The sequence below is a fragment of the Pseudanabaena sp. lw0831 genome, from assembly GCF_016584665.1.
Classification (GTDB): domain Bacteria; phylum Cyanobacteriota; class Cyanobacteriia; order Pseudanabaenales; family Pseudanabaenaceae; genus Pseudanabaena.
In genome coordinates, this window is sequence record NZ_BBJB01000074.1 from 1 (window position 1) to 23701 (window position 23701).

Below are 23701 nucleotides of genomic sequence, written 5' to 3' on the forward strand. Positions count from 1 at the left end.
TTTCAAAGTCCCCCAGAATTGGGGGATTTAGGGGGCTTAGATACATTGAAACGAAGACAGAGAGACTTGTGTATACACGGTAGCCCAATTCTGGGGGGCTAGGGGGGCGAAAATTACAATTCTTAAATGGTTTCTAAAAATCGAAATAAAGTTGCAGCGCTTTGCGCTGCAACTTTATTTCGATTTGGCATCACTTCGTGCTGCTCTATCTATTTTTATAGGAAATCTATTTTCAATAATGAAACATCATCATCAAACTTGGCAGTTGGTGTTTCGGTACGGATCTTTTGAAGAACTAAACTAGCGTTGACTTCTTCATCTACGGCAAATTTCTCTTTCAAGAGATCGAAAAATTTTGCTGCGCCCCAAATTCTGCCATTTTCTTGACTGACCTCAAAAATGCCATCGCTAAAAATATAGAGCCTGCTGTTTAGAGGAACTGAAATCTCCGAACTAGTGTATTCAATATCTGGGAAAAATCCCACAGGCATATCTAAACTCGGCAGTTCTTGTATTTGAGGATTTTCAGGATCTCTAGTAATTAATAGCCCTTGCGGATGTCCAGCATTAGCATAGAGGAGCTTACGTTGCGATCGCTTGAATACTCCGTACCACATCGTAAAGTAACGACCATTATGCTGACTCATCTGAAAAGCATGATTTAGTTCAGTCATAATTTTACTTGGCTCATAAAACTTCTCTTTACCGAAAGACTGCGATCGCAAGAGATTTAAAATCGAGATAGACAGTAATGCCGAACCCACCCCATGTCCTGAAGTATCGATCAGATAAATAGCAAGATGATCATCGTCTAGCCAATAAAAATCATAACAATCTCCACCTAATTGGCTAGAAGGAATAAACTCGGCTAGGATGTTAACCTCACCTTTTAAAGTCGCTGGCAACAGAGATTGAATATATTCACTTGCCTCTGCAAGCTCTGCTTCTAGTAATTGCTTTTGTACTTGTAAGTCTTGGTTAAGCTGATAAATTCGTAGACCAGCTCTTACACTAGCGATTAATTCAGTTTTGTCGATCGGCTTAGATAAGAAATCATCAGCTCCATTATCTAAAGCCTGAACCTTGTCTTCTACAGCTCCTTTAGAGGTTAGCAAAATAAAAATTGTTGACGATAAATTCTGATCTAGCTTGAGTTGGCGGCAGACTTCTAGCCCATCTACATCTGGCATCATCCAATCACAGATAACTAGGGCAGGGAGATGTTTTTTGGCTAAAGATATTCCCTCATTTCCATTTTTAGCTACAATCACCTTATAGCCTTGACCTTGCAGAGTGTTTTTTAAGATCATCTGCATGACAAGATCGTCATCAATTACTAGAATTTGTAACATTCTGTTTGCCTGAAGCACTATATTTAGATAGAGTTGTATAGGTCAATTTAATTGAAAAAATCATTCAAACTGAAAATACAGTGCTTTGCGCTCAAACCCGAACCAATAAATTTTTTGAAAGTGTTGCGAAGCAACACTTTCAAAAAATTTATTGTGGTTCGTTTGATCGGAAATTGCTGTAAGTTCCTTGAAGAACCATATCTCAGTTACCAACAAATTTACAATCAGATTTATATCTTATCTCAAAACTTATCTTGGTAGAACTGCGGTGTCTCAAACAATTTTTTTGCAAGTAACTACTAGTCTTAGCGATCTCGTTCCTGTTTTGAATTGGTTTGAGCAACTTCCACATACATCTGTACCAAATGCTGATTGGTTACGGTGTAAAACAGCTCTAGCTGAAGTATTTACTAATTCTGTGCGTCATGCCCATAGAGACATGCCATCGGAAACACCCATTAGTTTAGAAGCAAATCTTACGGATAGTTCCATTGAGATCAAAGTGTTTGATTTTGGGGCAGGTTTCGATCTTTCAGAAAAACTATCAAAACTAGATGAAGTGGACGTTATGGCTCTAGGTGGCCGTGGGCTGGACTTGATCAGTCAAATGGTGGATGTCTTTACTTACGATAAAACCTCAGATGGGCGAAACTGTATGAAAATAGTCAGGTACTATGTCCCAATCTCCTGAGCTAGATTGTTTATCTGTTCAATATCTTTAGCAATTTTCTCAAGCAAGATCGTGGTATTTTCTAGCAGTTTTTTGTTTTTGCCACTTTCTTCTAATATGCTCGCTAGTCTGGCAACTCCAGTAATTCCGATCGCAGAACTTGAGCCTTTAATAAAATGTGCTTCATGCTCAATATCTACATATTCTTTTGTAGATATTGAGATTTTCAAAGCTTCTAGATGTTCAGGCATCGATATTGAGTAAGCTTGCAATAGCTCTTGCTTAAATTCATTATTGCCGCTACACATTTCGTCAAGATATTGCCAATCAATTTCTACTACAAAATCACTTAGGATGTCATCAACTTCAGACGCATCACTACTTGGTAATAAGATCTCAATGTTAGGAACAGGATTTACATCATCTTTCTCGGCAAGAATCTGGTTCCAGTAATCTAATTTCTTAGCCAAATCTTCTCTCCGCACAGGTTTACTCAAAAAATCATCCATGCCCGAATCTAGACAGCGATCTCGATCTTCTTGCAGCGCATTAGCAGTCATCGCGATAATAATTACTTTGGGAAACTTGTAATTTGGGGCTGCTTCGCGATCGCGAATTTGCCGACTAGCATTGTAGCCATCAAGGATTGGCATTTGACAATCCATCAAAATAATATCGTAAGGAACTGTTGCAAGTAGATCCAGAGCTTCTTGACCGTTAGCAACAACATCTACCTTAAAGCCCAAATTGTGCAATTGATTGACGGCAACTTTTTGATTGATCGGACTATCTTCAGCTAATAATATTCGGAGTTTTGATGCGGTGCGAATTTCTGTGGATTTAAGATTCTTTCTGGATATTTTTTGTCCTTCTGGTGTCCCTGCGATCATATCAACTAGACTATTTAATAAACGCGCTTTGCGGACTGGTTTGCAGAGATAGTCAGCAAAGCCAATCTCCAACATACGTCTCGCTGCACCACTTTGATCTAAAGAAGTAAGCATAGTTAAATGCATATTCTTCAGGATTTTGGAGCTTTTAATTTGAATCCCCAACTGCTCACCATCTAATTCAGGCATTTGCATATCCAGCAAAGCAACTTGATATGGCTGCCCCATCTCTATGGCTCGAAGTAGACAAGGAATAACATCAGTAGATTGGATAAGTACATCGACTTCCATCCCCCAAGATTTCAGCTGATGGTAAAGGATATTACAGTTCGTGATGCTGTCATCTACAACTAAAATTTTCAGCCCTTGGAGAATTTCAACACCGTGGTTATGAAAATGTTTATTGGGTTTGTTGGGTTGCTTTTGGAAAGGAACTGTAAACCAGAAGGTCGAGCCTTTCTTCGCTTCGCTTTCTAAATATATACTGCCTCCCATAAGTTCCACCAATTGTTTGCAAATAACTAACCCTAAACCCGTACCACCATATTGTCGAGTCGTCGAGGCATCAACTTGAGTGAAAGGCTGAAACAGCTTTGCTTGAGAAGCAAGAGGGATTCCAATTCCTGTGTCAATAACTTCAAAACGTAAGACGGTAGACACATCATTTTCGGACTCTAGCCCTACCTCAATTGTGACTTCACCTTGAGGTGTGAATTTAATTGCATTGTTGGTCAAATTTAATAAAATCTGACGCAATCGACTAATATCTCCTTGCAGGTATTTTGGAACGTCAGGATGGATAAATGTTGCTAGTTCTAATCCCTTGCTTTGAGCAGGGTTAGCTAAAATATCCGCAATTTCTTCAATGCTCGACTCTATATCAAAGTCTAGAATCTCCAATTGCATCTCTCTCGCTTCCAATTTAGAGAAGTCGAGGATTTCATTAATCAGATTTAGTAAGTGCTCACCACTATTATGAATAGTGTTAGCAAAATCCTGTTGTTGAGCATCTAGATTTGTATCAAGTAATAAACCAGTCATCCCAATCACAGCATTCATCGGCGTGCGTATTTCATGACTCATTGTTGCTAAGAAAGAGCTTTTTGCCAAATTGGAAGACTCTGCGGATTGCTTGGCTAACTGAAGTTCTTGATTCTGTTGGTTTAAAAGCTGGTTTAATTCTCTTAATTCTTGCGTTCTGAGATGAATTCTCTTCTCCAAGTCTGCTTTAGATTGCTGTAGTAATAATTGGGTGCGCTGGTATTCGGTAACATCATTAATTGTGGCAACTATGCTAATCTCTTTAGAATCACCATTACCAGTTTCTATATAAGTCGCTGTAACTTCGAGAATATAGCCTTGCGTACCTTGATAAAACTCGTAACTATCACGTACTTTACCTTTTTGTGCAATTGCTAATGTTATGGGATACTTTTCATGGGAAAGAGGCTCACCATCATAATGTAGAGGCAAAAGCGCAGACATTTTTTGGGCAATTACCATAATATGCGATCGATCAACTAGGCGATCAAAAGATTGGTTACACCATTGAATATGTCCTTGTGTATTAGTGTAAACAATTGCACTATCTATCGCACCCAAAGCGATTTTCATTCTTTCTAGGTTCGCCATGACCGATTTGTACGTCGATGGCAATTCATTAGGTTGAGAAGTGTTAGCATTCATGGATGAAATCTTGGAGTTGTTGAATAGAAACAAAGATTCTAGCGAAAATAATTCCTTGAGAGTAAGCAATTGCAGCAAGTAGATCGCCTCATTCTCAATTATTACACTTTTCTGTATGGGTAGATATAGATAATTTAGCCACAATTTATTTTTGAATCTGATGTTACTTAGAGCAAAATCTGTCCTCTTTCTTCATCTCCTGATCTATTAATAGCAAAGGAGAAGCTACACTTGATTCTCAATTTGTTTGATTCCCAACATCATCCTTTCAAATAGTAATGTTGCATTGTCTGAAAGTTTTCCTTGTTTGCTGCTCTCTTCGAGTACAGATGCTAGTTTCGCGATGCCATTAATACCGATCGCAGCGCTCGATCCTTTGACAAAATGAGCTTCTCGTTCAATCTCAGTATATTGATTTTTAGCGATCGCAATTTGGAGGGCTGCCATATGTTCTGGAAGTGAGCTTAAATATGCTTGCAAAAGCTGTTGCTTAAACTCGACATCACCGTTAGACATTTCTTCTAGATATGCCCAATCAACTTCTAATTCATCTTCGCTAGTGGTTGGCTCAACTTCGTGATGATATGGGGGGGCGATCGCTTTGAAATTATTCTCAACGATTTTGGTTGTTTCTAGATCATTCCTTTGAGATATGATCTTGTTCCATCTAGCGATGATATCGGCAAGATTCTCTTTGCGAACAGGCTTGCTAAGGTAGTCGTCCATCCCTGCTGCTAAGCAGCGATCGCGATCCTCCTGCAATGCATTAGCGGTAAGGGCAATGATAATTATTTTATTAGAATCTTGACAATCATTTGCTGTTTCTAAGGCTCGAATTTGACGACTAGTACTATAACCATCCAAAATTGGCATTTGACAGTCCATCAAAATAATATCGTAATGAATTTGAGAGCACAGATCTAATGCTTCCTGTCCATTTGACGCGACATCGGCTTGATATCCTAAACTTTGGAGTTGATTGATCGCAACTTTCTGATTAACTAAACTATCTTCTGCAAGCAAGATTTTAAGGCTGGAAGGCTGAGTGGGAGGTAGTATGCATATAGGATAAATCGGTGATTCAATAGCTAATTTTTGGGAGATTCCAGAGATGGTCTCAATTAGACAATTCAAGAGGCGCATCTTGCGGACTGGTTTGCGAAGATACTCAGTAAAGCCAATCTCAATCATGCGCGTAGCATCCCCACCTTGATCGAGAGATGTCAGCATAACCAAGTGGATATCCTTCAGCTTTGCAGAGCTTTTAATCTGCATCCCCAACTGCTCGCCATCCAATTCAGGCATTTGCATATCAAGGATCGCGATCTGATATGGATCGTTTTCAGCGATCGCCCTCTCTAAATAAGATAAAGTCAAACTAGACTGCTGGATCGTATCAACACGCATTCCAAAACTACAAAGTTGATGGTAAAGAATATTGCAGTTAGTAATACTGTCATCAACTACCAGTGTTCTTACATTTTCTAGGACTTCAGCACCTGTATTATTACGGAAACAATTAAGCTGTTTTTGTAAGGGAGTTGTGAACCAAAATGTCGAACCTTTATTCTCCTCACTTTCTAAATGAATTGTACCACCCATCAGTTCTACAATTTGTTTGCAAATCGCCAGACCTAAGCCTGTTCCCCCATATTGACGAGTTGTAGAAGCATCAACTTGAGTAAAAGGCTGGAACAGTTTCGCTTGTGCTGCTAGGGGAATGCCGATACCAGTATCAATGATCGCAAATTTCAAAACTACATCACTTTCAGTTTCAGAATAAATCGTAACTTCAATTATGACTTCTCCTTTAGATGTAAACTTGATGGAGTTGTTAGTCAAATTCAGTAAGACTTGACGTAACCGACTAACATCACCACGCAAACATTTTGGCACGTCAGGGTGAATAAATGATGCTAAATCTATGCCTTTGAAATGCGCCGATGGAGCAAGTATTTCCGTAATTTCTTCAATACTAATATCTAAATCAAAGTCAAGATTCTCTAATTGCATTTCACCTGCTTCTAATTTAGAGAAATCAAGAATTTCATTAATAAGGTTTAATAAGTGATCTCCACTAGTGCGGATGGTGTCGGCAAAGTCTCTCTGCCGAGCGTCAAGGTTAGTATCTAGTAGTAGTCCTGTCATACCGATGACAGCATTCATAGGAGTACGAATCTCATGACTCATCGTGGCTAAGAAAGAACTTTTGGCTACAGTTGCTTGTTCAGCTTCCTTACGAGCAACTTCTAACTCAACATTTTGTTGTTGTAAAAGTTTGAGTTGTTCTTTCTCTTGGGCAAGCAATCGTGATTGGGCGATCGCAATCCCAATTTGATCGGCAAGCTGGCTCAGAAGACCGATCTCAAACGTTTCCCAATGTCTTGGAGCAGAGCATTGATGGGCGATTAGTAATCCCCACAAATGAGCATTTTCCATAATGGGGACAACTAGATTTGCTTGCACTTGAAAACTGACCAAAAGTTCTTTGTGACATTCACTGAGATTAGATTCTGCAACATTGTCGATTGCTAACTTTCGTCCTTCTTGATAGACTTTCCAATATCCCGATTGAAAGCAAGTATCGTGAATATTAGTATTTAGAGAAGATCGCCATTTAGGATTGATCGATTCTACTTCTACTGTCCCTGTCCAATTATCATGAAATCGATAAATGAGAACTCGATCAGCTCTAATGAATTTGCGAATTTCGCTTACAGAAGTATTCAGGATCTCCTGAAGATTTAGGGACTGACGAATACGTAGAGCAATGTCGGAAAGCAACAGCGATCGCCAATTCTGTTTGCGCAAATCTCTTTCGATTTTGCGCTTTTCCATAAATTGACCGATCTGTCTGCTGATCGCTGTCACCACGTTGAGTAGTTCTAGATTAGAATCCTGATATTCGCGACTAAACATCGTAATTACAGCTAAAACCGTCTCATTCTCTCCACATACAGGAAAACTTAACGCATAGTTTATACCTATTCTTTTTACAACTTCTGATTTGTAAAAATTAGGATATTGGTCAATCTCCACACACTTAGCCTTTCCTTCCGCCCAAACCGAGCCAATCAAACCAGAGCCGTATTCAACTGACATCAGTTGATGGGTCTGAATTAGCTCTGTTGATTCAATTTCTGGTTTGGAATAACTGGTCATCAGGCTTAAAGCACGAGGATAGTTACTGGTAAGCCATAGTTCAGCAATATCCCAAGACAGCAGTTCGCATAGCGTCCGTAAAATTCGCATTGCCGCACTACTAAAGTTAGATGACTCTGCAAGGACTCCAGCGATTTGATTTTGGGCAGACACCAATTTTTCGGTCTGCTGGCGACGAACAAGCACTGACATAAGCAGCTTTGATGCTTCGTTGTTACGCCGTAACTCTAACTGGCTAATAACCAGACGACCAAGGGCTTCGAGTTGTTGAATCTGTTGAGGTGTCAAGTCTCGTGGCTGGCGATCTATGACACATAAAGTTCCTAAATTAAAATTATCCGAAGTCTTTAAAGGTACGCCAGCATAAAAGCGGATATTTGGCTCATTAACCACCAATGGATTGTCAGCAAAGCGAGGATCTTGAATTGCATCTGGAACATTTAAGAGTGCATCATTGGCAACCGCATGACCACAGAAGGAAATATCTCGCGGGGTCTCTGATGCGTCAATGCCAACACGCGACTTAAACCACTGCCGATCGCGATCAATTAAAGATATCAAAGCGATTGGTGTGCCGCAGATACTTGCCGCTAGTTGGGTCAGGTCATCATATTCCTGCTCTGGTAATGTATCAAGAACGTTGTAGCGCTCAAGAGCAGCTTGGCGATCGCTCTCGTTCAGTGGCATTTGGGGTTTCTGCATGAAATTAAACCGAATAGATCAAGTGAATAAAACGCCAGATGCATTACGACGAGATCTTAAGTTTAGCAGAAAAAAAGAAGTAAGCCTCAGTAGTCATGAGAATATAGCCATTCTCATGATGGAACTAATTTTGGGTTTTCAGTACCTACGGCTCTAAAAAACCCAAAAATTGATTTTGATAAAAGTCAGCCAACGGCTACTTTTATCAAAGTAAAATCTCTCCTATAACCACACACATACACCCGAAGGGTGTATGTGTGTGGTTATAGGAATGGCTATAATGCAGTCAGTAATAATCTGGATAAATACTAAAATGGGTAAAAACAAGGAAAAATCAGGTGATAAAGAGCTATCTAGCTCGATTAATATTGGTATTTCTGAAGAGGATCGGATTGCGATCGCTGACGGATTATCACGCTTACTTGCCGACACCTATACTCTCTACCTCAAGACCCATAACTTCCATTGGAATGTAACGGGACCAATGTTCAATACATTGCATCTCATGTTTGAAGCCCAATATACAGAGCTTGCTCTAGCCGTTGATCTTGTTGCAGAACGCATTCGCTCCCTCGGTATTCCTGCCCCTGGTACATATTCTGCCTATGCGCAGCTCACTTCGATCCCCGAAACTGAAGGAGTGCCCAAAGCAACAGAAATGATTAAGTTGCTCGTCGAAGGACAGGAAGCTGTCACGAGAACGGCCCGTTCTATTTTTCCGATCGCGGAAAAAGCAAGTGATGAACCCACGGCAGATCTATTGACACAACGGATGCAAGTTCACGAAAAAACCGCATGGATGCTTAGAAGCCTGCTCGAAGAATAATCGTAAAATCAAGCCGCGCATTGCGCGGCTTGATTTTACGATAGGATTAAGTTTCAAGAATGTAAGCATCTCCAATCGAAGTTGAATAATCCGCTTTTTTTAATAGGTTTCCCGATCTTTTTTTTGCTGTTACAAGTCCCCGCCACACTTGTGCTGCTCAAACGTCTTAGCACGGCCCGCGATCGCACAGCCCCGCTAATCCCTCTAGAACCATCCGCAGAAGCCTTAGCTAAGCAATCTCCCCAAGTTTCGATTGTTATTCCTACACTCAACGAAATTGAACGCTTACCGACTTGTTTAGAGGGTTTACGCGATCAAGCAGCCAAAGAAATTATTGTGGTGGATAGCCGATCGCAGGATGGCACGCCCCAATATGTGCAGAAGCTGCAAAAGGATTTCCCGATTCCCTTAAGGCTAATAACCGATGATCCTTTACCTGATGGTTGGGTGGGTCGCCCTTGGGCTTTGCATACAGGATTTTTAAATAGTGACCCGACTAGCGAATGGGTACTTGGAATTGATGCCGATACATTACCGCAAAAGGGACTAGTCGCCAGTTTTGTAGATAAAGCAACAGTCGATAATTTTGATATTGTGTCACTGTCACCGAAATTTATTCTCAAAACCGCAGGTGAGCAATGGCTTCAACCCGCGCTATTAATTACGCTCATTTTTCGTTTTGGAGCAACAGGCGATCGCACCCAATTTACGGAAGATCGAGTAATGGCAAATGGTCAATGTTTCCTATCGAAACGCGCCAAACTGGTCGAGTTAAATGGCTATGAACTAGCCAAATCATCATTTTGCGATGATGTCACCCTCGCTAGAGCCGCCGCTCAACGTGGTTCAAAGGTGGGCTTTCTCGACGGTGCAGCATTGATGCAGGTGCGGATGTATACCTCGATGGCGGAAACATGGCGCGAATGGGGGAGATCGCTTGATCTTAAGGATGCCTCTACCCCAAATCAAACCTTTGCTGATTGTCTATTCCTCACAGCACTTCAGGGGTTGCCGATACCGATGCTAATTGCACTATCAATTTGGCAACCAGCATCATCGATATTGATGAATATTCTGTTTTGGCTCAATGCCTTTCTGGTGTTTATCCGATGCTTACTTGTGTTTGGCATTCGTACTAGCTATACCGAGGTTGGCTTTTGGTTTTGGCTATCCCCCCTCGCCGATCCTATCGCAGTAATACGTATCTGGATCTCGGCACTTACAAAACCTAAAAGTTGGCGCGGTCGGACTTACTCATAAGACAAGGGGGCTTAAGCCCCTTGTCTTGTAATTAGAAAAATACAACACGACTATCAAACCCTTGACGACGAATAGTTTGGCTCAAAGTCTCCGCACTACCACGGTCAGGATAGCCTTGCACTTCGATATAAGTGCCACGGTAAGAAGATCTGAGTTGAGCATTGGGTGCGATCGCTTGCACTCGTTGCAACTCAGATACTAAGCCTGTAGGAATAATCACGAAATAGCGTAGCTGTGTGCTTGCAGGTACGCTTTGAGATGGGATCGCGGGAATGCCCTGAGCTTGAACCGACTGATTTTGTGGGGGAAGTGGCTGAGGCGATCGCACAATTTCGATCGCATTACTATTAGGAAACTCTGAACCAGGCACATTCGGTAATGGCTCATTTGTCCGCGATGTCTGAATTGGAATTGATTCCACAGGAATCGGCGCAGATGAGGATGGTAGATTATTGTTTGGGATTGGAGGAATAGAACTTAAAGGTGCAGAGGGCAAAGTGGAAAATTTACTCTGTACAGTTTTGATCTGTGGATTTAGCCCTGCTTGACTAAACTGAGCGGCGCGACGTTGAGCGAGATTTAAGTTATTGAAGCGACCTAACTGGACAACCTGTTCGCCTGTATCTAATCGGCTAGCAAATGCATCTGGAGCTAGTACCTTGGCTTGTTTGATATTTGCCACATTAGGCAAATATACGAGGTACTGTGTACTACTGGCATTGGTGGGAACTGCTGGAAGGGAGTCATTCGGAAAAGACTGGGCGTTAGCGGGGCAACTAAAGTTGACAATGGTGCTAATACCCAAAAGAGATACTAGCCCAAGCGCCGCGTTGCGAAGAGTGTTTTGTGTGAGGAGTCTCATATGCTTGAGCCGAAGTGTGGCAAAAAATGAAATTGGGCGAGATTGTACCATACTCTACAAGACTCACATAAGCTCTTTTAGTTGCAAGTTGGCTATAGATATGAGAGGCGACGCTTTGCGTCGCCTCTCATATCTATAGCCATGTAAGTTTTGCTTAGGACATAAAACCCAAAAGATGAGTGGCGGCGCGAAGCGCCGCCACTCATCTTTTGGGTTTTGATTTGTCCTAGCTATCCCTTGCGTTGTTATATAAAAAAAGGTGGTGCAAAGCACCGCCTTTTTTATGGTTATAAGTCACGATGGGTAAACGCTTTAGCATTTGTCCCTGCGTAATTAGCCACAATGTGACCATTGCCCACAAGTCGATATTTATAAGTAACGAGTCCCTCCAAACCAACGGGACCACGAGGTGGCATCTTGTTGGTGCTGATGCCCACTTCTGCCCCAAAGCCGTAGCGGAAACCATCAGCAAATCTGGTGGAACAATTGTGATATACACCTGCCGCATCGATATCACTCGTAAATATATTGGCGATCGCTTGATCTTCAGTGACGATCGCTTCAGTATGTTTAGAGCCGTAGGTAGTGATATGGGTCATTGCTTCTTCTAACGAATCAACAATTTTGATGGACAAGATCAAATCACAATATTCCATTGACCAGTCTGATTCAGTGGCGGGATTGATTGCAATAATTTTTCGAGTATGATCGCAGCCTCTGAGTTCTACACCCCGCTCTTGCAAGGCAGCTAAAGCTAAAGGCAAGAATTTTGGGGCGATCGCATTATGCACCAACATTGTTTCGATCGCATTACAAGCCGCAGGATATTGGGTTTTGCTATCAACTGCGATCGCCACTGCTTTATCTAAATCCGCCGACTCATCTACATACAAATGGCAGACTCCATCGGCATGTCCGAGAACAGGAATATGGGTATTGTTTTGGATATAGCGGACAAACTGATTGGAACCTCTAGGAATAATCAGATCGATGAGTTTATCCATCTTTAAGATTGCCAAGGTTTCGGCGCGGGTGGTCAATAGCTGCACTACATGGGGCGATACACCGCCATGTTTTGTAAATAGCTCTTCTAAAGCTTTGTACATGACAAAAGCGATCGCTTCACAGGAATGTACAGCTTCACTCCCACCCTTGAGAATTACGCCATTTCCTGACTTAATACCTAATGCAGCAATTTGGGTAACAGCATCAGGACGCGCTTCAAAAATCACACCAATTACGCCCAAAGGACAAGACAAACGCTCTAATACTAAACCTGCGTCTAGTTCACGGTGAATTTGACGATCGCCGATCGGATCATCAAGGCGGATTACATCGCGAACACCTGCGACCATGCTTTTCAGTTTATTTGCATCCAACTTGAGACGGGCAATCAAGGCGCTGGGCAATTTGCTCGCATTAGCAGCAGCGACATCCTTTTGATTGGTTACCAAAATCATTTCAGATTGTTGTTCCAAGGCGACTGCGATCGCTTCTAATGCATTATTCTTTGCATCACTAGGCAATTTCGCCAAGGCGATCGCAGCGGTGCGAGTACGTTGGATCGACTCTAACAAATCTTGTGGCAAATCTATAGATACATTCCCAGACACGTTAATCTCTATTACTTTTCATAGATTGAAATTTTAGAGTAGAGATTTAGTTAACCAAAACTAGCAAATCTCTACTATTCTTCTATCTTAATACGAAAAGATCAAAGGTAGAGTGGGCAACGCCCACCCTACGATATTCTTAACAACTCATTTACTGTATTCACTAATTCCTCTGGGTGGAAAGGTTTGCCAATGTAAGCATTTGCCCCTTGTCGATATCCCCAATGGCGATCAGCCTTGGTGGATTTAGTCGAACACATAATGATATTGATATTCCATGTTTCAGGATTGTCCCTCAGTTTGCGACAAAGCTCATAGCCATTCATCTCAGGCATCACAATATCTAAAATTGCGAGATCAGGATGTAGCACCTCAGCTTGGGCGATCGCTTCCACCCCATTTTTAGCAGTCACAACTTCAAATTGATTGCTTTGGAGTAAATGAGCTATCATTTCCCTTTGAGTCTTACTATCTTCAACAACAAGAATTTTGGACATGGCAGGAATTCTCTAAGTTCTACATTTCCATCCTAGATCTGAGGCAGAAATTACACATGAAGACTAAGTCCCGAATCTACTAGTACTTTAGTCCCATACTAAATTGGGACTATCGCTACTTGCTCGTTACTATATAAACAGCTAATCTGAATTCACACCAATTCTCGAAAGTGTGACTGTTGAGAATTAGTCTGAGGCGATCGCATAAAGCGTAGGTAACTTCCATGAAAATTCGCATTTTACTTGTTGACGATCATTCCTTTATTCGTCGCGCCCTGAAGATTTCTCTTGGCGATGAATCTGCTTTGGAAATTGTTGGAGAGGCAGAAAATGGACAATTCGCGATCGCGCAAGTAGAAAGCCTTCAGCCAGATGTTGTTCTCATGGATATCCAAATGCCACTTATGGATGGAGTGGAAGCCACCAAACAAATTTGCGATCGCTTTCCAGAAACGAAAGTCCTAATTCTCACCGTCGATGATACGGAAGAATATGTTTCACAGGCTCTGAAATATGGAGCCTCAGGATACATCTTAAAAAATACATCTCCCGAAGAATTATCATTTGCAATTCAAGCTGTCTATCGGGGTTATATGCACTTGGACTTAAACTTAGGCAGAAAGGTGATTGCGCGAATTCCAGAGATTTCTGAAGTATCTACAACTGATTGGGACAAACTCACTCCTAGAGAGCAGCAAATAGTAAAATTAATTGCAACAGGCGCAAATAATGAGGAAATTGCCAATCAGCTTTATATTTCCACAAGAACTGTTAAAAACCACATTACCAATATTTTGAGCCAGCTAAATTTACGAAACAGAACTCAGATTGCGATCTTAGTTACTTCGATTCTTAACTATTCGTAAGTACCTTGACCTGATTGACTGACCTTACTTTTCACGGCATCTCTGAAACGTTCTGTGTACAGGGGTTTCAGAAACAAACACATTTGCAATAAGTTTTACTTAATGACAATGTGCAACGGTAGAATAAGGCTTGTGGCGATAGGAATATTGACGGTTACGCTGGAATAAAAAGATGCCGTGAAAAGTAAGATTGACTGACAGATCTCTGTAGGAGCAGGTTTAGTAGATCCGTGATTGTCTTACAGCAAAGCTTTTAGCAAAACCTGCCCCTACGGCAAAATGCGGATTCCAACAGTTTTGTCAGTTAATCAGGTACTTTGGCATAATTGAAAGTTGCGATCGCAACTTTCAATTACTTTATTCCAGATCGCAAAATGGAGTTCTTTATTTCGCTTGCGATCGCTTCTAATTTCTAAAACCTGAGTTCCCGCAGCACTCAGAGAACTCATCACGCGATCACGAAAATCTTGCCAATCTTGAATGAGAAAATGTTCGCAATCATAGGCGGAGATAATTGGCGCAAAGTCTAGACCATGCGCTGTGCCAAAGAATTCTTCAAAGGTGTTTTCATATTTGGAAATTGGTAATAAATCAAAAATACCGCCACCATCGTTATTTAAAAGAATCACCGTGAGGGAAATATTATATTTTTTTGCCGCTAACAATCCATTTAGATCGTGATAAAACGCTAGGTCTCCACAGATGAGAATCATGGGGCGATCACATCCCCATGCAGCACCCAGCGCACTAGACAAAGTTCCATCGATACCATTAGTACCACGATTTGCTAAAACTGTGATTGGGCGATCGCTATGAAAGAATGTATCCAAATCACGGATGGGCGTACTGCTTGCCACATAAATATAAGTATCCGCAGGAAGAATTTCCGCGAGTTCTGCATAAACTTTACCATCGAATAATTCATCGATTGTGCTGAGAGATTCTGCGATCGCATGTTCAGCGATACTTTCTGCTAGTTCAAAATCTAAGCGCCATTGTTTATCTTGCCAAATCGGTTGAGCATAGTTCTCTAAATAATTGGCTAACTGTAAGCAAAAGCTTGCAGGATGGACATTTAAGGCTTGGGTAATCCCATGAGTAGGATCGCTATTGGTGCTACCAACCACGATTTGCTGACAGCTAATATTTTTCTGTAACCAGAGTAGATAACTTTTGGAGGTAGGCATGGCTCCAAAACGGATCACAATTTCTGGAGCATGGGCTTTACAGAAGTTTGGCGATCGCAAAAAACTATCATAATGACCAATTTCGTTTCCACGATGTGCTCCTGTGGCTTCAATCAGTAATGGATAGCCTGTTGCCCTTGCCAAGCAGCGTACAGCATCTAAAAACTCTGGTGGAGAGTCATATACTCCTACAACTAGCACACCTTTAGGATGACTAATAATTTGGTTAGCAATAGCAGCGATCGCATCCGTATCCAGCGATCGCATTCCTGAAATTACTTGGCTATAAGCATCACCTGAAGGATTACCAAACAATGCTTCTGGACTACTGAGAGCTAAGTCTTCTGGTACATCATTAGCAACAGGGACAGGTGGCATCGGATCAGCGAAGGGGAAGTTGAGATGGACAGCACCTGCGGGTGTGTCACCTTTCCCAGTAGCCATGCTGACAGAACGACCAATTAGCGATCGCAAATAGCGCAATCGAAAACCGAGAATCTCTGGTGTTCCCACTTCAAAAAAGTAGCGAACATGTTTTCCATAAATATTAATCTGATCAATAGTTTGCCCAGAACCACAATCGCGCATTTCTGGGGGGCGATCGGCGGTCAAGACTACAAGTGGAATTTGACTGTAATAGGCTTCAATAATTGCAGGATAGTAATTGGCAGCGGCAGTTCCTGATGTACAGAGCAGGGCAACGGGAGCTTTTTGGATTTTCGCTAAACCGAGTGCAAAAAAGCTACTTGAGCGTTCATCAATATGTACCAAAATCTGAAAATCAGGGCTGCGATCGCGCAATTCAGCAAATGCAATCACTAGTGGCGTAGACCGAGAGCCAGGGGAAACGCAAACTGTCCACACACCCGATCGATAAAGCTCTTCAGCAACAATGCTTGCCCAAAGTGTATTTCGATTGGCGATATTCATCTGATTGCAGTTCCATTAGCACTAAAGTGGAGTCTGTAGCCAAGCTCGGTTAGCATTTGGCGCAGGATCGGCAAGCTTAATCCCAAAACATTGGTATGACAGCCTTCGATTCTTTCAATTAATAATCCGCCCAGCTTCTCCATCGTAAAACATCCTGCACAGCATAAAGGCTCACCCGATTCTACATAGCTAGCAACTTCCGCATCAGTTGCATCAGAAAAATAGACCTTAGTTACACCATGGCGCATTATAGAGCGTTGACTCTTCGCATCAATCAAATAATGTCCCGTATAGAGTTCGCAATAATTACCACGCATCTTTTGCCATGTCGCGATCGCAATTTCTTTGGATTCAGGTTTACCGTATATCATGCCATTGAGATACATGATCGAGTCACAGCCCATAATTAAAGCATTTTGCCCTGTAAATTCTGTTGCGATCGCTTTGGCTTTGCATTGTGCCAAGGTCAGCACCAAGGTCGTAGGATCGCTAACCTGAATCGCGTTTTCATCAAAATAACTAACTTTGACAATTGGTTTAATTCCAGCATTTTCTAAAATGCTCTTGCGGGTGGGAGATGCGGAAGCAAGGACAAAAATGGGATTAGACATAGGACTTAACAAAATAAATAAGAGAGAAGCTCGGCATCTAGACCAACGTTCCTCTTATTTACCCTACCGTATTTTCAACTTTAGAGCATGTTGGATGTCTACCTACGGTTGCTATCCGATTTTCTGAATTGATACTAAAATATACTTAGATTAAAGTTTCTTAATATTTGGGCAATCGTATAGTGCTAATCCAATCAGACTGGCTCAAAAGACTACGAGGGCGCTCGTTTGACCTAGAGTTGGGGGCGATCGCAGTTATTTATTTTGTGCAAGGTGCAATGGCAATTTCGCAACTTGCCGTAAGTTTCTTCCTTAAGGATGACTTAGGACTAAGCCCTGCGGAAGTCGCCTCAATGGTTGGTATTACGATGTTGCCTTGGACAGTTAAACCTTTATATGGTTTGATTTCTGACGGATTCCCAGTGTTTGGCTATCGTCGCCGCCCTTACCTATTGCTTTCAAGCATTTTAGGAATTTTTGCATGGACAAGCATGAGTTTATGGGTCACGACTCCTTTTTGGGCGATCGCGATGATTGCGACTGGCTCTTTATCCCTAGCCTTTTCTGATGCGATTACCGATGCACTGATTGTCCAACGCGCTAGACTGGAGCCAGAAGGCGATGCAGGTTCATTGCAGTCATTTAGTTGGATTGCTTCATCAATTGGCGCGATTATCTCCGCTTATTTGAGTGGTTACTTATTAGAACATTACGGCGCAAAATTCGTTTTTGAAATTACCGCACTTTTGCCGCTTTTGGTGGGTATTTCGGCGTTTGCGATCGCCGATCCACCTATGTCCACAATTTTTATTGTTGTTCCTGATCCCGCCAATAATTCGGCTGATGGTTCACCTTCTTTAAAGCCAGAAGCTTTATCGAGAAATTCACAAATTTGGATGTCGCTGAAGTTTAACTTTACTCAACTGCGTCAAGCCTTTACGAATAAGGCAATTTGGTTACCTGCGGCGTTCTTATTCTGTTGGCAAGCATCGCCAAGTGCTGATACTGCTTTTTTCTATTTCACGACCAATGAACTGAAGTTTAATCCTGAATTCCTTGGTACAGTTCGATTTTTTGCGAGTTGGGCGGGATTACTTGGAGTGTGGCTATTTCAGCGTTTTTTTAGAGCTGTGCCGACTCGCAAAATTTTCTTTTGGACAACAATTATTTCAACTGTGTTAGGACTTACAAGTTTATTGCTAGTTACCCACGCCAACCGATCGCTAGGCATTGACGATCGCTGGTTTAGTCTTGGTGACAGTTTGATTTTGACTGTTGCGGGAAGGATTGCCTTTATGCCCGTTTTGGTATTGGCCGCAAGACTATGTCCTGAGGGAATTGAAGCAACATTGTTTGCACTGTTGATGTCAGTTTTGAATATTTCAGCGCTATGTTCTTTTCAGTTAGGAGCAGGTTTGACCTATCTTCTAGGCGTTACCGAATCCAATTTTGATAATCTCTGGTTATTGGTTTTAATTGCAAATCTAACCAGTCTTTTGCCACTTCCACTTTTAAAGTGGTTGCCTGATGAGAAAAATGGCAAGCAAGAAGAAGTTTCTCCCCAAGTTCCCATCCTTACAGAAGAAGCACTCAACTTATAAAAAATAATGGAGGCGCGAAGTGCCTCAATTATTTTTGCGCTATAAATATTTCTTGCTCAATGGTCTTACAACAATCCTCGACGGTTGCTCCATTGAGCATTTTTTCTGCAAGCGCAATTAGCACCGAACGCCGATCGCTTAATAAATTACGGGCATTTAGTAACGCCCAACGCTCTTGGGTCATCGGATTTGGTAAATGAGAAATTGCTTCTCGTAGGCGTTGCATATCATCGATACCGCCTTCAGTTGCGCCCTCGCACATCAGTTGTTCGGCTGCGATACCTGCCATAGAGACAGTGCTATAGCGATCAAGTAAATTCGCTGATAAATTTGCAGAATTAGCCCCATCAGCGATCTCTATTTCCACGCCTCCTTCGATGCCAGTAAAAGTCTGCTCAGCTAATATTTCACCTAGCGATCGCCCAACAATGCCTGCGATCGCGTAGTTCACAACTTTAAACCCCAACATATGAGCCGCGAGAAAATGTCCAGCTTCGTGATAGGAAACTCGTTCGCGATACTTTGGCGATCGCGCCCTAAGCCATGCTTGAGTATACGCCCCAAATTTTCCTTGCCAAAAGCCAATATCAATTCCCCAGAGGCTAAGTAAAGTAATCGCGATCGCGGCAGGGACGACTGGTGACAAACCTGCCATTGTGCCCACCAAAGACATCATCGTAATTGTAAATATAGCGATCGCTAGTAAATCAGTGGCAGTTACATTCATGGCAAGGCTCAAAAATCGAAATAACTTAAGACAGACAAGGGGCTTAAGTCCCCTGTCTGTCTTAAGTTATGGTTTTTTAATAAAGGAAGTACTAGGGTTTGATTTCTTGTAAAAAGTTGCGAGACTATCGTCATCACCGACAAAACGCCAATGCCAAGGCTCATACATTACGCCCTGAGGGTTATTGGGCGGGAAAGACATTTCAAATCCGTACTTGGCAGCATTACTTTGCAACCACTGAAAGGCAGAAGTTTTCTCGAAACTAGTCGATAGATTTGCACTTGGCACTGCGCCATCACCAATGTCTAGAGCATAGCCCGTGTGATGTTCGCTATGCCCTGGAGGAGCGCTAACTTTGGCTCTTTGGGCTGGGGTTTGGTTGCGTTGCTTGCTGATCTCAAAGAAAAGCTCTTGTTGCTCAGAGATCGTCCGAAAGCCTGAAATTACAACAAAATCGACACCATCAGCCTTTGCATCAGCTTCCATTCGGAGAAAACTCTTTGCTGCCGCCTCATGCAGCTTAATTTCATAGCCATCCCCTGCTCTGCCTATGGTGCGTAATTTATTCGCAGGAGCTTCGCTAAATGCATGATGTCCAAATAAATCTGGTGGACTATTAGATTCTTTAGCGATGACCTCTGGATTTGCCTTAGTGTCATCGCCTTTAGTCGGAGGAGTTGCACTTATAAATGGGGCAGTAGGAATAGCCGATGGTTGCACTGGCTGAGATGAAACTGGTTGTGAACTTTGATCAGGTGAAGCCATTTCTTTCGGTTGATTCGCGGCATTGGCATTTAGGGCAAACCAGATGCGCGTGCTAACAATCGGGGATAAAAAAGCTAGTACTGCTAAACCATATGCCCACCAAGGAACTGACTGTAGCGATCGCGAGATTGAATTAACTCTTTCTGGTTGCTTTTGGGGCGATCGCTTAGGATCGCTGACCCTTTGAGCAACAGGGATATCGTTTTGGGTAGGCATAGGTATACAAACGTTTGAAGTTTTAACCAAGGTTAAATATACACAATAAATAGCTTGGCGCAATTAAAATCCAGATTAAAAGCCTGTGTCGCCAGCACAGCAAGAAGCACAGGCTGAATAATTAGTGGTGAACGGCTTCGCCGTTCACCACTAATTATTCACTGGGAAGAGAGTACTTAACTATAGGCAAATTTAGGTAAAAATCTTGCACTAAATTAATGTAATCCTGCGTATAGATATGTTTGCCCTCTTCTACTACCAATATAGTTTCTTGAGTTTTCCCTTGAATTGAACTTAATTCTAACAAGATGCGTTTAATGTCAGTTTTAGGGGTTGGTTTGACATAGGTTTTGCGATCGCCGAATAAGTGAAAATCCTTGGCTTTATTTAGGAAATTATCAGCTAAATCTGTCGGATAAATAACGGCTAAATGACCATGCGGCTTCAGTAACTGCAAAGCGATTTGGAGAATATCGGTTTGGGAAAGGCTGTCACTATGTCGTGCCAAGTTTCTTGACTTTTGCGATGATTTACTTGCCTTCTCAAAAAAAGGAGGGTTAGAAATAATTAAGTCATATTGCTTAGAGCAACTATTGGCAAAGTTTTGAATAGGGGCATGAAAAATATTTATGCGATCGCCCCAAGGAGACTTCTCGATATTCTCTTTTGCCTGTCCATAAGCATTATCATCAATTTCCACTGCGTCAATATTTGACAATGGCGATCGCTGTGCCATCATTAGCGCTAGTAGCCCTGTCCCAGTTCCGATATCAAGAATCTGAGAGTTGTCAGATATATTTGCCCAAGCTCCTAACAAAATGCCATCTGTCCCAACTTTCATCGCACATTTGTCTTGAAAGATTGCAAATTGTTTAAAGCAAAAAGAGGAGTTTCGCATTTTCTTATTAGCGATCGCATTGTTTACAATGTCTGTTAGTGTTGGGCTTTATTCTTCAACACAATCTACGCGATCGGCGATCGCACTATTCGATGTGACAGGTCAGTAGATAGAATTAAAAAATTATGTTGCAATTATAAAAAATTTATATAATACTAAGCAATTAAGTTTATGTCTTGGCGTTTCTTAATTTTGATGGTTTTCGCATTGACAGTATCTATTGGGAGAGAAGCCTATCTAGTCTCAATAAGGCTGTACCTAGCCTGAGTAGGAAATATCAAGCAGATGCTTTTCTGCTCCTTCTCCTAAAACCCATCGAATAGTCGTGAAGAATTTTGACCATTTTTCTTTGTCGTTACTGAGTCTTTCCGATGCAATTTGTTTTTCCAGTAATACCTGATTATCAATCTCACCTTGACGCTCATAAATTTCTTGGTTGATTTCATCAATTACTGTTTTTCTATGGCGTTTCAAGCGATCGACATTCAGATTAAGAATGTCAATGGTGAATTGAACAGATGCAACAGCAATCCCAGCTTGTTCACAAGCATTTTCATCGGGCATAATTTCACCGTCTCTGCTTCTAAAACGAAATAATCTGGATGTTGGCAGTTCAAGAGGATTTAACAACTGACCATCAGGAACAAATTTATCCTTGGCTTTGCCACAGCAAGGGAATTTATGCGGTATTTCTAACTTCTGTAGATCTTCTTTGAGCAATCCGCCAGGTGGAGAACAGTTCCCCAACATATTTTGCCAATCTAAGTCATAATTTTTTTGTTGAGTTGATAGATGGCAAGGAATAAAGTGTTCAACAGAGAAAAAGTTTTCATGAATAGTCATTTCACAATAAGCGCAAATTCCCTTTTGATCGGCAATTAAAGTACTTGGAATTACATCTTTAATTTCTACTTTTTTTGCTTTTTTCCCGCTTCCAATTTTAACTCGTGCTTTTCTAGCTTGTTCCCATTTTCTAAATTGAGTAATATAGTTGTCTTTATATATTTTAAGCTCCTCTGGCTCTGGAGACTTAAGCACTTTTTTCATGCAGATAGTTTCCTCTTTAGTCGCTGAATTTGCATATCTGCTTTAGTAATTTCTGCATCAAACATTTCCCATTCTTGAAGTTCTTCTCGTAGTCTTTTTGCTTCTTCTAAATTATCATTGTCAAGCGCATCAAAAAGAGCCTCTAATGTTTTTGATTCTTTGGTATCTGGGCGTAAGTTATTTAGTCCTAAAACATCACGAACTATGTCTGAACTTGTTCTACCTCTAGTTGGTGTAGGACATTCTTTGATTTGATAGTTTTCTAAGATTTTGACCTGATGACGTTCTACAGTGGTGACTATTTCGGGGCTGTGGGTGGTAGCAATGATTTGAGTATTGGGAAATACTTTGCGAAGGTCGGGGATAATTTTTTGTTGCCAAGTTGGATGTAGGTGTAAATCTAGCTCATCAATCATTAATACTGCTTCGGCTTCAAGTGGATTTTCCATCTGTGGGTTTGCTTGTGCTAAGCGTCTTGCAAAGTCCATCACAAGGGCTAACATATTGCGATAGCCTGAGCTTAGTTGATTAAGCGATAATTCAATTTTTTCACCTGTTTCTGTTTCCCATTCAACCATTAACTTAGCTGAATCATTCTGTGAAAAATATACGCGAACGTTGGGGGCGATAATAGTAGAAATTGCTTTTCGTATCTGTTGTAAATCAGTAAATTCAAAGTTAATGTCTTTCCTCTTTTTTCCTTCTTTTAATTCTTGAATCTCTCTCGAAAAAAACCAGTTAGCTAAGTCTGCGAAATTTGCAATTGCATCAAAAGCATGATTCAAAGATTCAAATCTATCAAAAGAGTAAGTTAGAAATTTTTTAAGATTAGCAATATCTGTTAAAAGACGATTGACCCTGTAGTAAGCTATCACAAAAAGTTGAGATTGCAAGTCATTGTTCAGTTTTTTTAAAGATAAATTTATATTATCAAGAAATTGGTAGTCGAATATTCTTCCAGAGTCTTTGTTATAAATAATTTTTAATTTTTCGTTTTCATCATCAATCAAACCCTTGCTATATAAAACTTTCCATTCCAGTGAATCTGTGGTTAAAGTTTGTAGCTCTACCACATTATTAGAGTTGTTAGTATTACTTTTTACAGATAAATCTCTTTGAAAAACAGAGGCTTTAAGTTTATCTGTATATTCATCATTTACACTACACTGCAATTCTTGAATATAAGGATATATGGCGGCAGCGATCGCATCTAATACAGCACTTTTACCAGATCCATTATTGCCAACGAATATATTTACATCTGGATTTAAGTTAACTGTTAGATCTTCAAAACATCGAAAATTTTTAATCTTAACTTGTTGAATATGCATTT

19 protein-coding genes are annotated in these 23701 nt (G+C 41.2%); 6 read left to right on the forward strand and 13 right to left on the reverse strand.

Annotation, left to right across the window (positions count from 1 at the left end; genetic code table 11):
• Positions 1-215: 215 nt before the first annotated feature.
• The gene (locus tag APA_RS15590) at positions 216-1352 is read right to left on the reverse strand and encodes a SpoIIE family protein phosphatase (RefSeq protein WP_201323187.1); all 1137 of its coding nucleotides are present in this window, start codon (positions 1350-1352) and stop codon (positions 216-218) included.
• A gap of 268 nt (positions 1353-1620) precedes the next feature.
• Here APA_RS15590 and APA_RS15595 point away from each other — a divergent pair, with 268 nt between their 5' ends.
• Positions 1621-2043 (forward strand): anti-sigma regulatory factor, encoded by a 423-nt coding sequence (locus tag APA_RS15595; protein WP_201323188.1) that lies wholly within the window; start codon positions 1621-1623, stop codon positions 2041-2043.
• Here the strand turns inward: APA_RS15595 and APA_RS15600 are convergent.
• Both APA_RS15600 and APA_RS15605 read right to left on the reverse strand, forming a co-directional pair.
• Positions 2025-4598, reverse strand: coding sequence for a PAS domain-containing hybrid sensor histidine kinase/response regulator (locus APA_RS15600; RefSeq protein ID WP_201323189.1), 2574 nt, complete (start codon positions 4596-4598; stop codon positions 2025-2027). The genes APA_RS15595 and APA_RS15600 overlap by 19 nt on opposite strands.
• A gap of 225 nt (positions 4599-4823) precedes the next feature.
• Positions 4824-8462 carry a GAF domain-containing protein gene (locus APA_RS15605; protein WP_201323190.1) on the reverse strand — a complete coding sequence of 1213 codons (3639 nt, stop codon included), beginning with the start codon at positions 8460-8462 and terminating at the stop codon, positions 4824-4826.
• Here APA_RS15605 and APA_RS15610 point away from each other — a divergent pair.
• The 3 genes from APA_RS15610 to APA_RS15620 all read left to right on the forward strand — a co-directional run bounded on the left by APA_RS15610 (position 8461) and on the right by APA_RS15620 (position 10548).
• Positions 8461-8619 (forward strand): hypothetical protein, encoded by a 159-nt coding sequence (locus tag APA_RS15610; protein ID WP_201323191.1) that lies wholly within the window; start codon positions 8461-8463, stop codon positions 8617-8619. The genes APA_RS15605 and APA_RS15610 overlap by 2 nt on opposite strands.
• 156 nt (positions 8620-8775) lie before the next feature.
• Complete coding sequence (locus APA_RS15615) at positions 8776-9288, forward strand: Dps family protein (RefSeq protein WP_201323217.1); 513 nt, start codon at positions 8776-8778, stop codon at positions 9286-9288.
• Between the two features lie 123 nt (positions 9289-9411).
• The gene (locus tag APA_RS15620) at positions 9412-10548 is read left to right on the forward strand and encodes a glycosyltransferase family 2 protein (RefSeq protein WP_236579600.1); all 1137 of its coding nucleotides are present in this window, start codon (positions 9412-9414) and stop codon (positions 10546-10548) included.
• A gap of 31 nt (positions 10549-10579) precedes the next feature.
• Here the strand turns inward: APA_RS15620 and APA_RS15625 are convergent, their stop codons facing one another.
• The 3 genes from APA_RS15625 to APA_RS15635 all read right to left on the reverse strand — a co-directional run bounded on the left by APA_RS15625 (position 10580) and on the right by APA_RS15635 (position 13520).
• On the reverse strand, positions 10580-11410 hold the full coding sequence (locus APA_RS15625) for a hypothetical protein (RefSeq protein WP_201323193.1): 831 nt from the start codon (positions 11408-11410) through the stop codon (positions 10580-10582).
• A gap of 287 nt (positions 11411-11697) precedes the next feature.
• On the reverse strand, positions 11698-13023 hold the full coding sequence (locus tag APA_RS15630) for a glutamate-5-semialdehyde dehydrogenase (RefSeq protein ID WP_201323194.1): 1326 nt from the start codon (positions 13021-13023) through the stop codon (positions 11698-11700).
• A 128-nt stretch (positions 13024-13151) separates the two neighbouring features.
• Complete coding sequence (locus APA_RS15635; RefSeq protein ID WP_201323195.1) at positions 13152-13520, reverse strand: response regulator transcription factor; 369 nt, start codon at positions 13518-13520, stop codon at positions 13152-13154.
• Between the two features lie 224 nt (positions 13521-13744).
• On the opposite strand from APA_RS15635, the gene APA_RS15640 reads away from it, so the two are divergent.
• Positions 13745-14386 (forward strand): response regulator transcription factor, encoded by a 642-nt coding sequence (locus tag APA_RS15640; RefSeq protein WP_201323196.1) that lies wholly within the window; start codon positions 13745-13747, stop codon positions 14384-14386.
• Positions 14387-14694: 308 nt separating this feature from the next.
• Here the strand turns inward: APA_RS15640 and menD are convergent, their stop codons facing one another.
• Together menD and APA_RS15650 are read right to left on the reverse strand one after the other, a co-directional pair.
• The gene (menD, locus tag APA_RS15645) at positions 14695-16503 is read right to left on the reverse strand and encodes a 2-succinyl-5-enolpyruvyl-6-hydroxy-3-cyclohexene-1-carboxylic-acid synthase (protein WP_201323197.1); all 1809 of its coding nucleotides are present in this window, start codon (positions 16501-16503) and stop codon (positions 14695-14697) included.
• Entirely contained in the window at positions 16500-17114 is a 615-nt protein-coding gene (locus APA_RS15650) for a nucleoside triphosphate pyrophosphatase (RefSeq protein ID WP_201323198.1), read from the reverse strand. Before APA_RS15650 ends, menD begins: the two co-directional genes overlap by 4 nt.
• Before the next feature lie 182 nt (positions 17115-17296).
• On the opposite strand from APA_RS15650, the gene APA_RS15655 reads away from it, so the two are divergent.
• Positions 17297-18715 carry a folate/biopterin family MFS transporter gene (locus APA_RS15655; protein ID WP_201323199.1) on the forward strand — a complete coding sequence of 473 codons (1419 nt, stop codon included), beginning with the start codon at positions 17297-17299 and terminating at the stop codon, positions 18713-18715.
• A gap of 28 nt (positions 18716-18743) precedes the next feature.
• On the opposite strand, the gene APA_RS15660 is transcribed toward APA_RS15655, so the two are convergent.
• The 5 genes from APA_RS15660 to APA_RS15680 form a co-directional block, all read right to left on the reverse strand.
• Entirely contained in the window at positions 18744-19442 is a 699-nt protein-coding gene (locus tag APA_RS15660) for a hypothetical protein (RefSeq protein WP_201323200.1), read from the reverse strand.
• Positions 19443-19508: 66 nt separating this feature from the next.
• Positions 19509-20423, reverse strand: coding sequence for a D-alanyl-D-alanine carboxypeptidase family protein (locus APA_RS15665; protein WP_201323201.1), 915 nt, complete (start codon positions 20421-20423; stop codon positions 19509-19511).
• A 154-nt stretch (positions 20424-20577) separates the two neighbouring features.
• Positions 20578-21264 (reverse strand): tRNA1(Val) (adenine(37)-N6)-methyltransferase, encoded by a 687-nt coding sequence (locus tag APA_RS15670; protein WP_236579601.1) that lies wholly within the window; start codon positions 21262-21264, stop codon positions 20578-20580.
• A 315-nt stretch (positions 21265-21579) separates the two neighbouring features.
• Positions 21580-22368 (reverse strand): retron system putative HNH endonuclease, encoded by a 789-nt coding sequence (locus APA_RS15675; RefSeq protein WP_201323203.1) that lies wholly within the window; start codon positions 22366-22368, stop codon positions 21580-21582.
• Positions 22365-23699 carry an AAA family ATPase gene (locus APA_RS15680; protein WP_201323204.1) on the reverse strand — a complete coding sequence of 445 codons (1335 nt, stop codon included), beginning with the start codon at positions 23697-23699 and terminating at the stop codon, positions 22365-22367. Before APA_RS15680 ends, APA_RS15675 begins: the two co-directional genes overlap by 4 nt.
• Positions 23700-23701: the final 2 nt, after the last annotated feature.

Bases quoted from the DNA above. Each gene is read 5' to 3' on its own strand.
- APA_RS15590 (WP_201323187.1), bottom strand. From the start codon at position 1,352: ATGTTACAAATTCTAGTAATTGATGACGATCTTGTCATGCAGATGATC.
- APA_RS15600 (WP_201323189.1), bottom strand. From the start codon at position 4,598: ATGAATGCTAACACTTCTCAACCTAATGAATTGCCATCGACGTACAAA.
- APA_RS15610 (WP_201323191.1), top strand. From the start codon at position 8,461: ATGAAATTAAACCGAATAGATCAAGTGAATAAAACGCCAGATGCATTA.
- APA_RS15605 (WP_201323190.1), bottom strand. From the start codon at position 8,462: ATGCAGAAACCCCAAATGCCACTGAACGAGAGCGATCGCCAAGCTGCT.
- APA_RS15615 (WP_201323217.1), top strand. From the start codon at position 8,776: ATGGGTAAAAACAAGGAAAAATCAGGTGATAAAGAGCTATCTAGCTCG.
- APA_RS15625 (WP_201323193.1), bottom strand. From the start codon at position 11,410: ATGAGACTCCTCACACAAAACACTCTTCGCAACGCGGCGCTTGGGCTA.
- APA_RS15635 (WP_201323195.1), bottom strand. From the start codon at position 13,520: ATGTCCAAAATTCTTGTTGTTGAAGATAGTAAGACTCAAAGGGAAATG.
- APA_RS15640 (WP_201323196.1), top strand. From the start codon at position 13,745: ATGAAAATTCGCATTTTACTTGTTGACGATCATTCCTTTATTCGTCGC.
- menD (WP_201323197.1), bottom strand. From the start codon at position 16,503: ATGAATATCGCCAATCGAAATACACTTTGGGCAAGCATTGTTGCTGAA.
- APA_RS15650 (WP_201323198.1), bottom strand. From the start codon at position 17,114: ATGTCTAATCCCATTTTTGTCCTTGCTTCCGCATCTCCCACCCGCAAG.
- APA_RS15660 (WP_201323200.1), bottom strand. From the start codon at position 19,442: ATGAATGTAACTGCCACTGATTTACTAGCGATCGCTATATTTACAATT.
- APA_RS15665 (WP_201323201.1), bottom strand. From the start codon at position 20,423: ATGCCTACCCAAAACGATATCCCTGTTGCTCAAAGGGTCAGCGATCCT.
- APA_RS15670 (WP_236579601.1), bottom strand. From the start codon at position 21,264: ATGAAAGTTGGGACAGATGGCATTTTGTTAGGAGCTTGGGCAAATATA.
- APA_RS15675 (WP_201323203.1), bottom strand. From the start codon at position 22,368: ATGAAAAAAGTGCTTAAGTCTCCAGAGCCAGAGGAGCTTAAAATATAT.
- APA_RS15680 (WP_201323204.1), bottom strand. From the start codon at position 23,699: ATGCATATTCAACAAGTTAAGATTAAAAATTTTCGATGTTTTGAAGAT.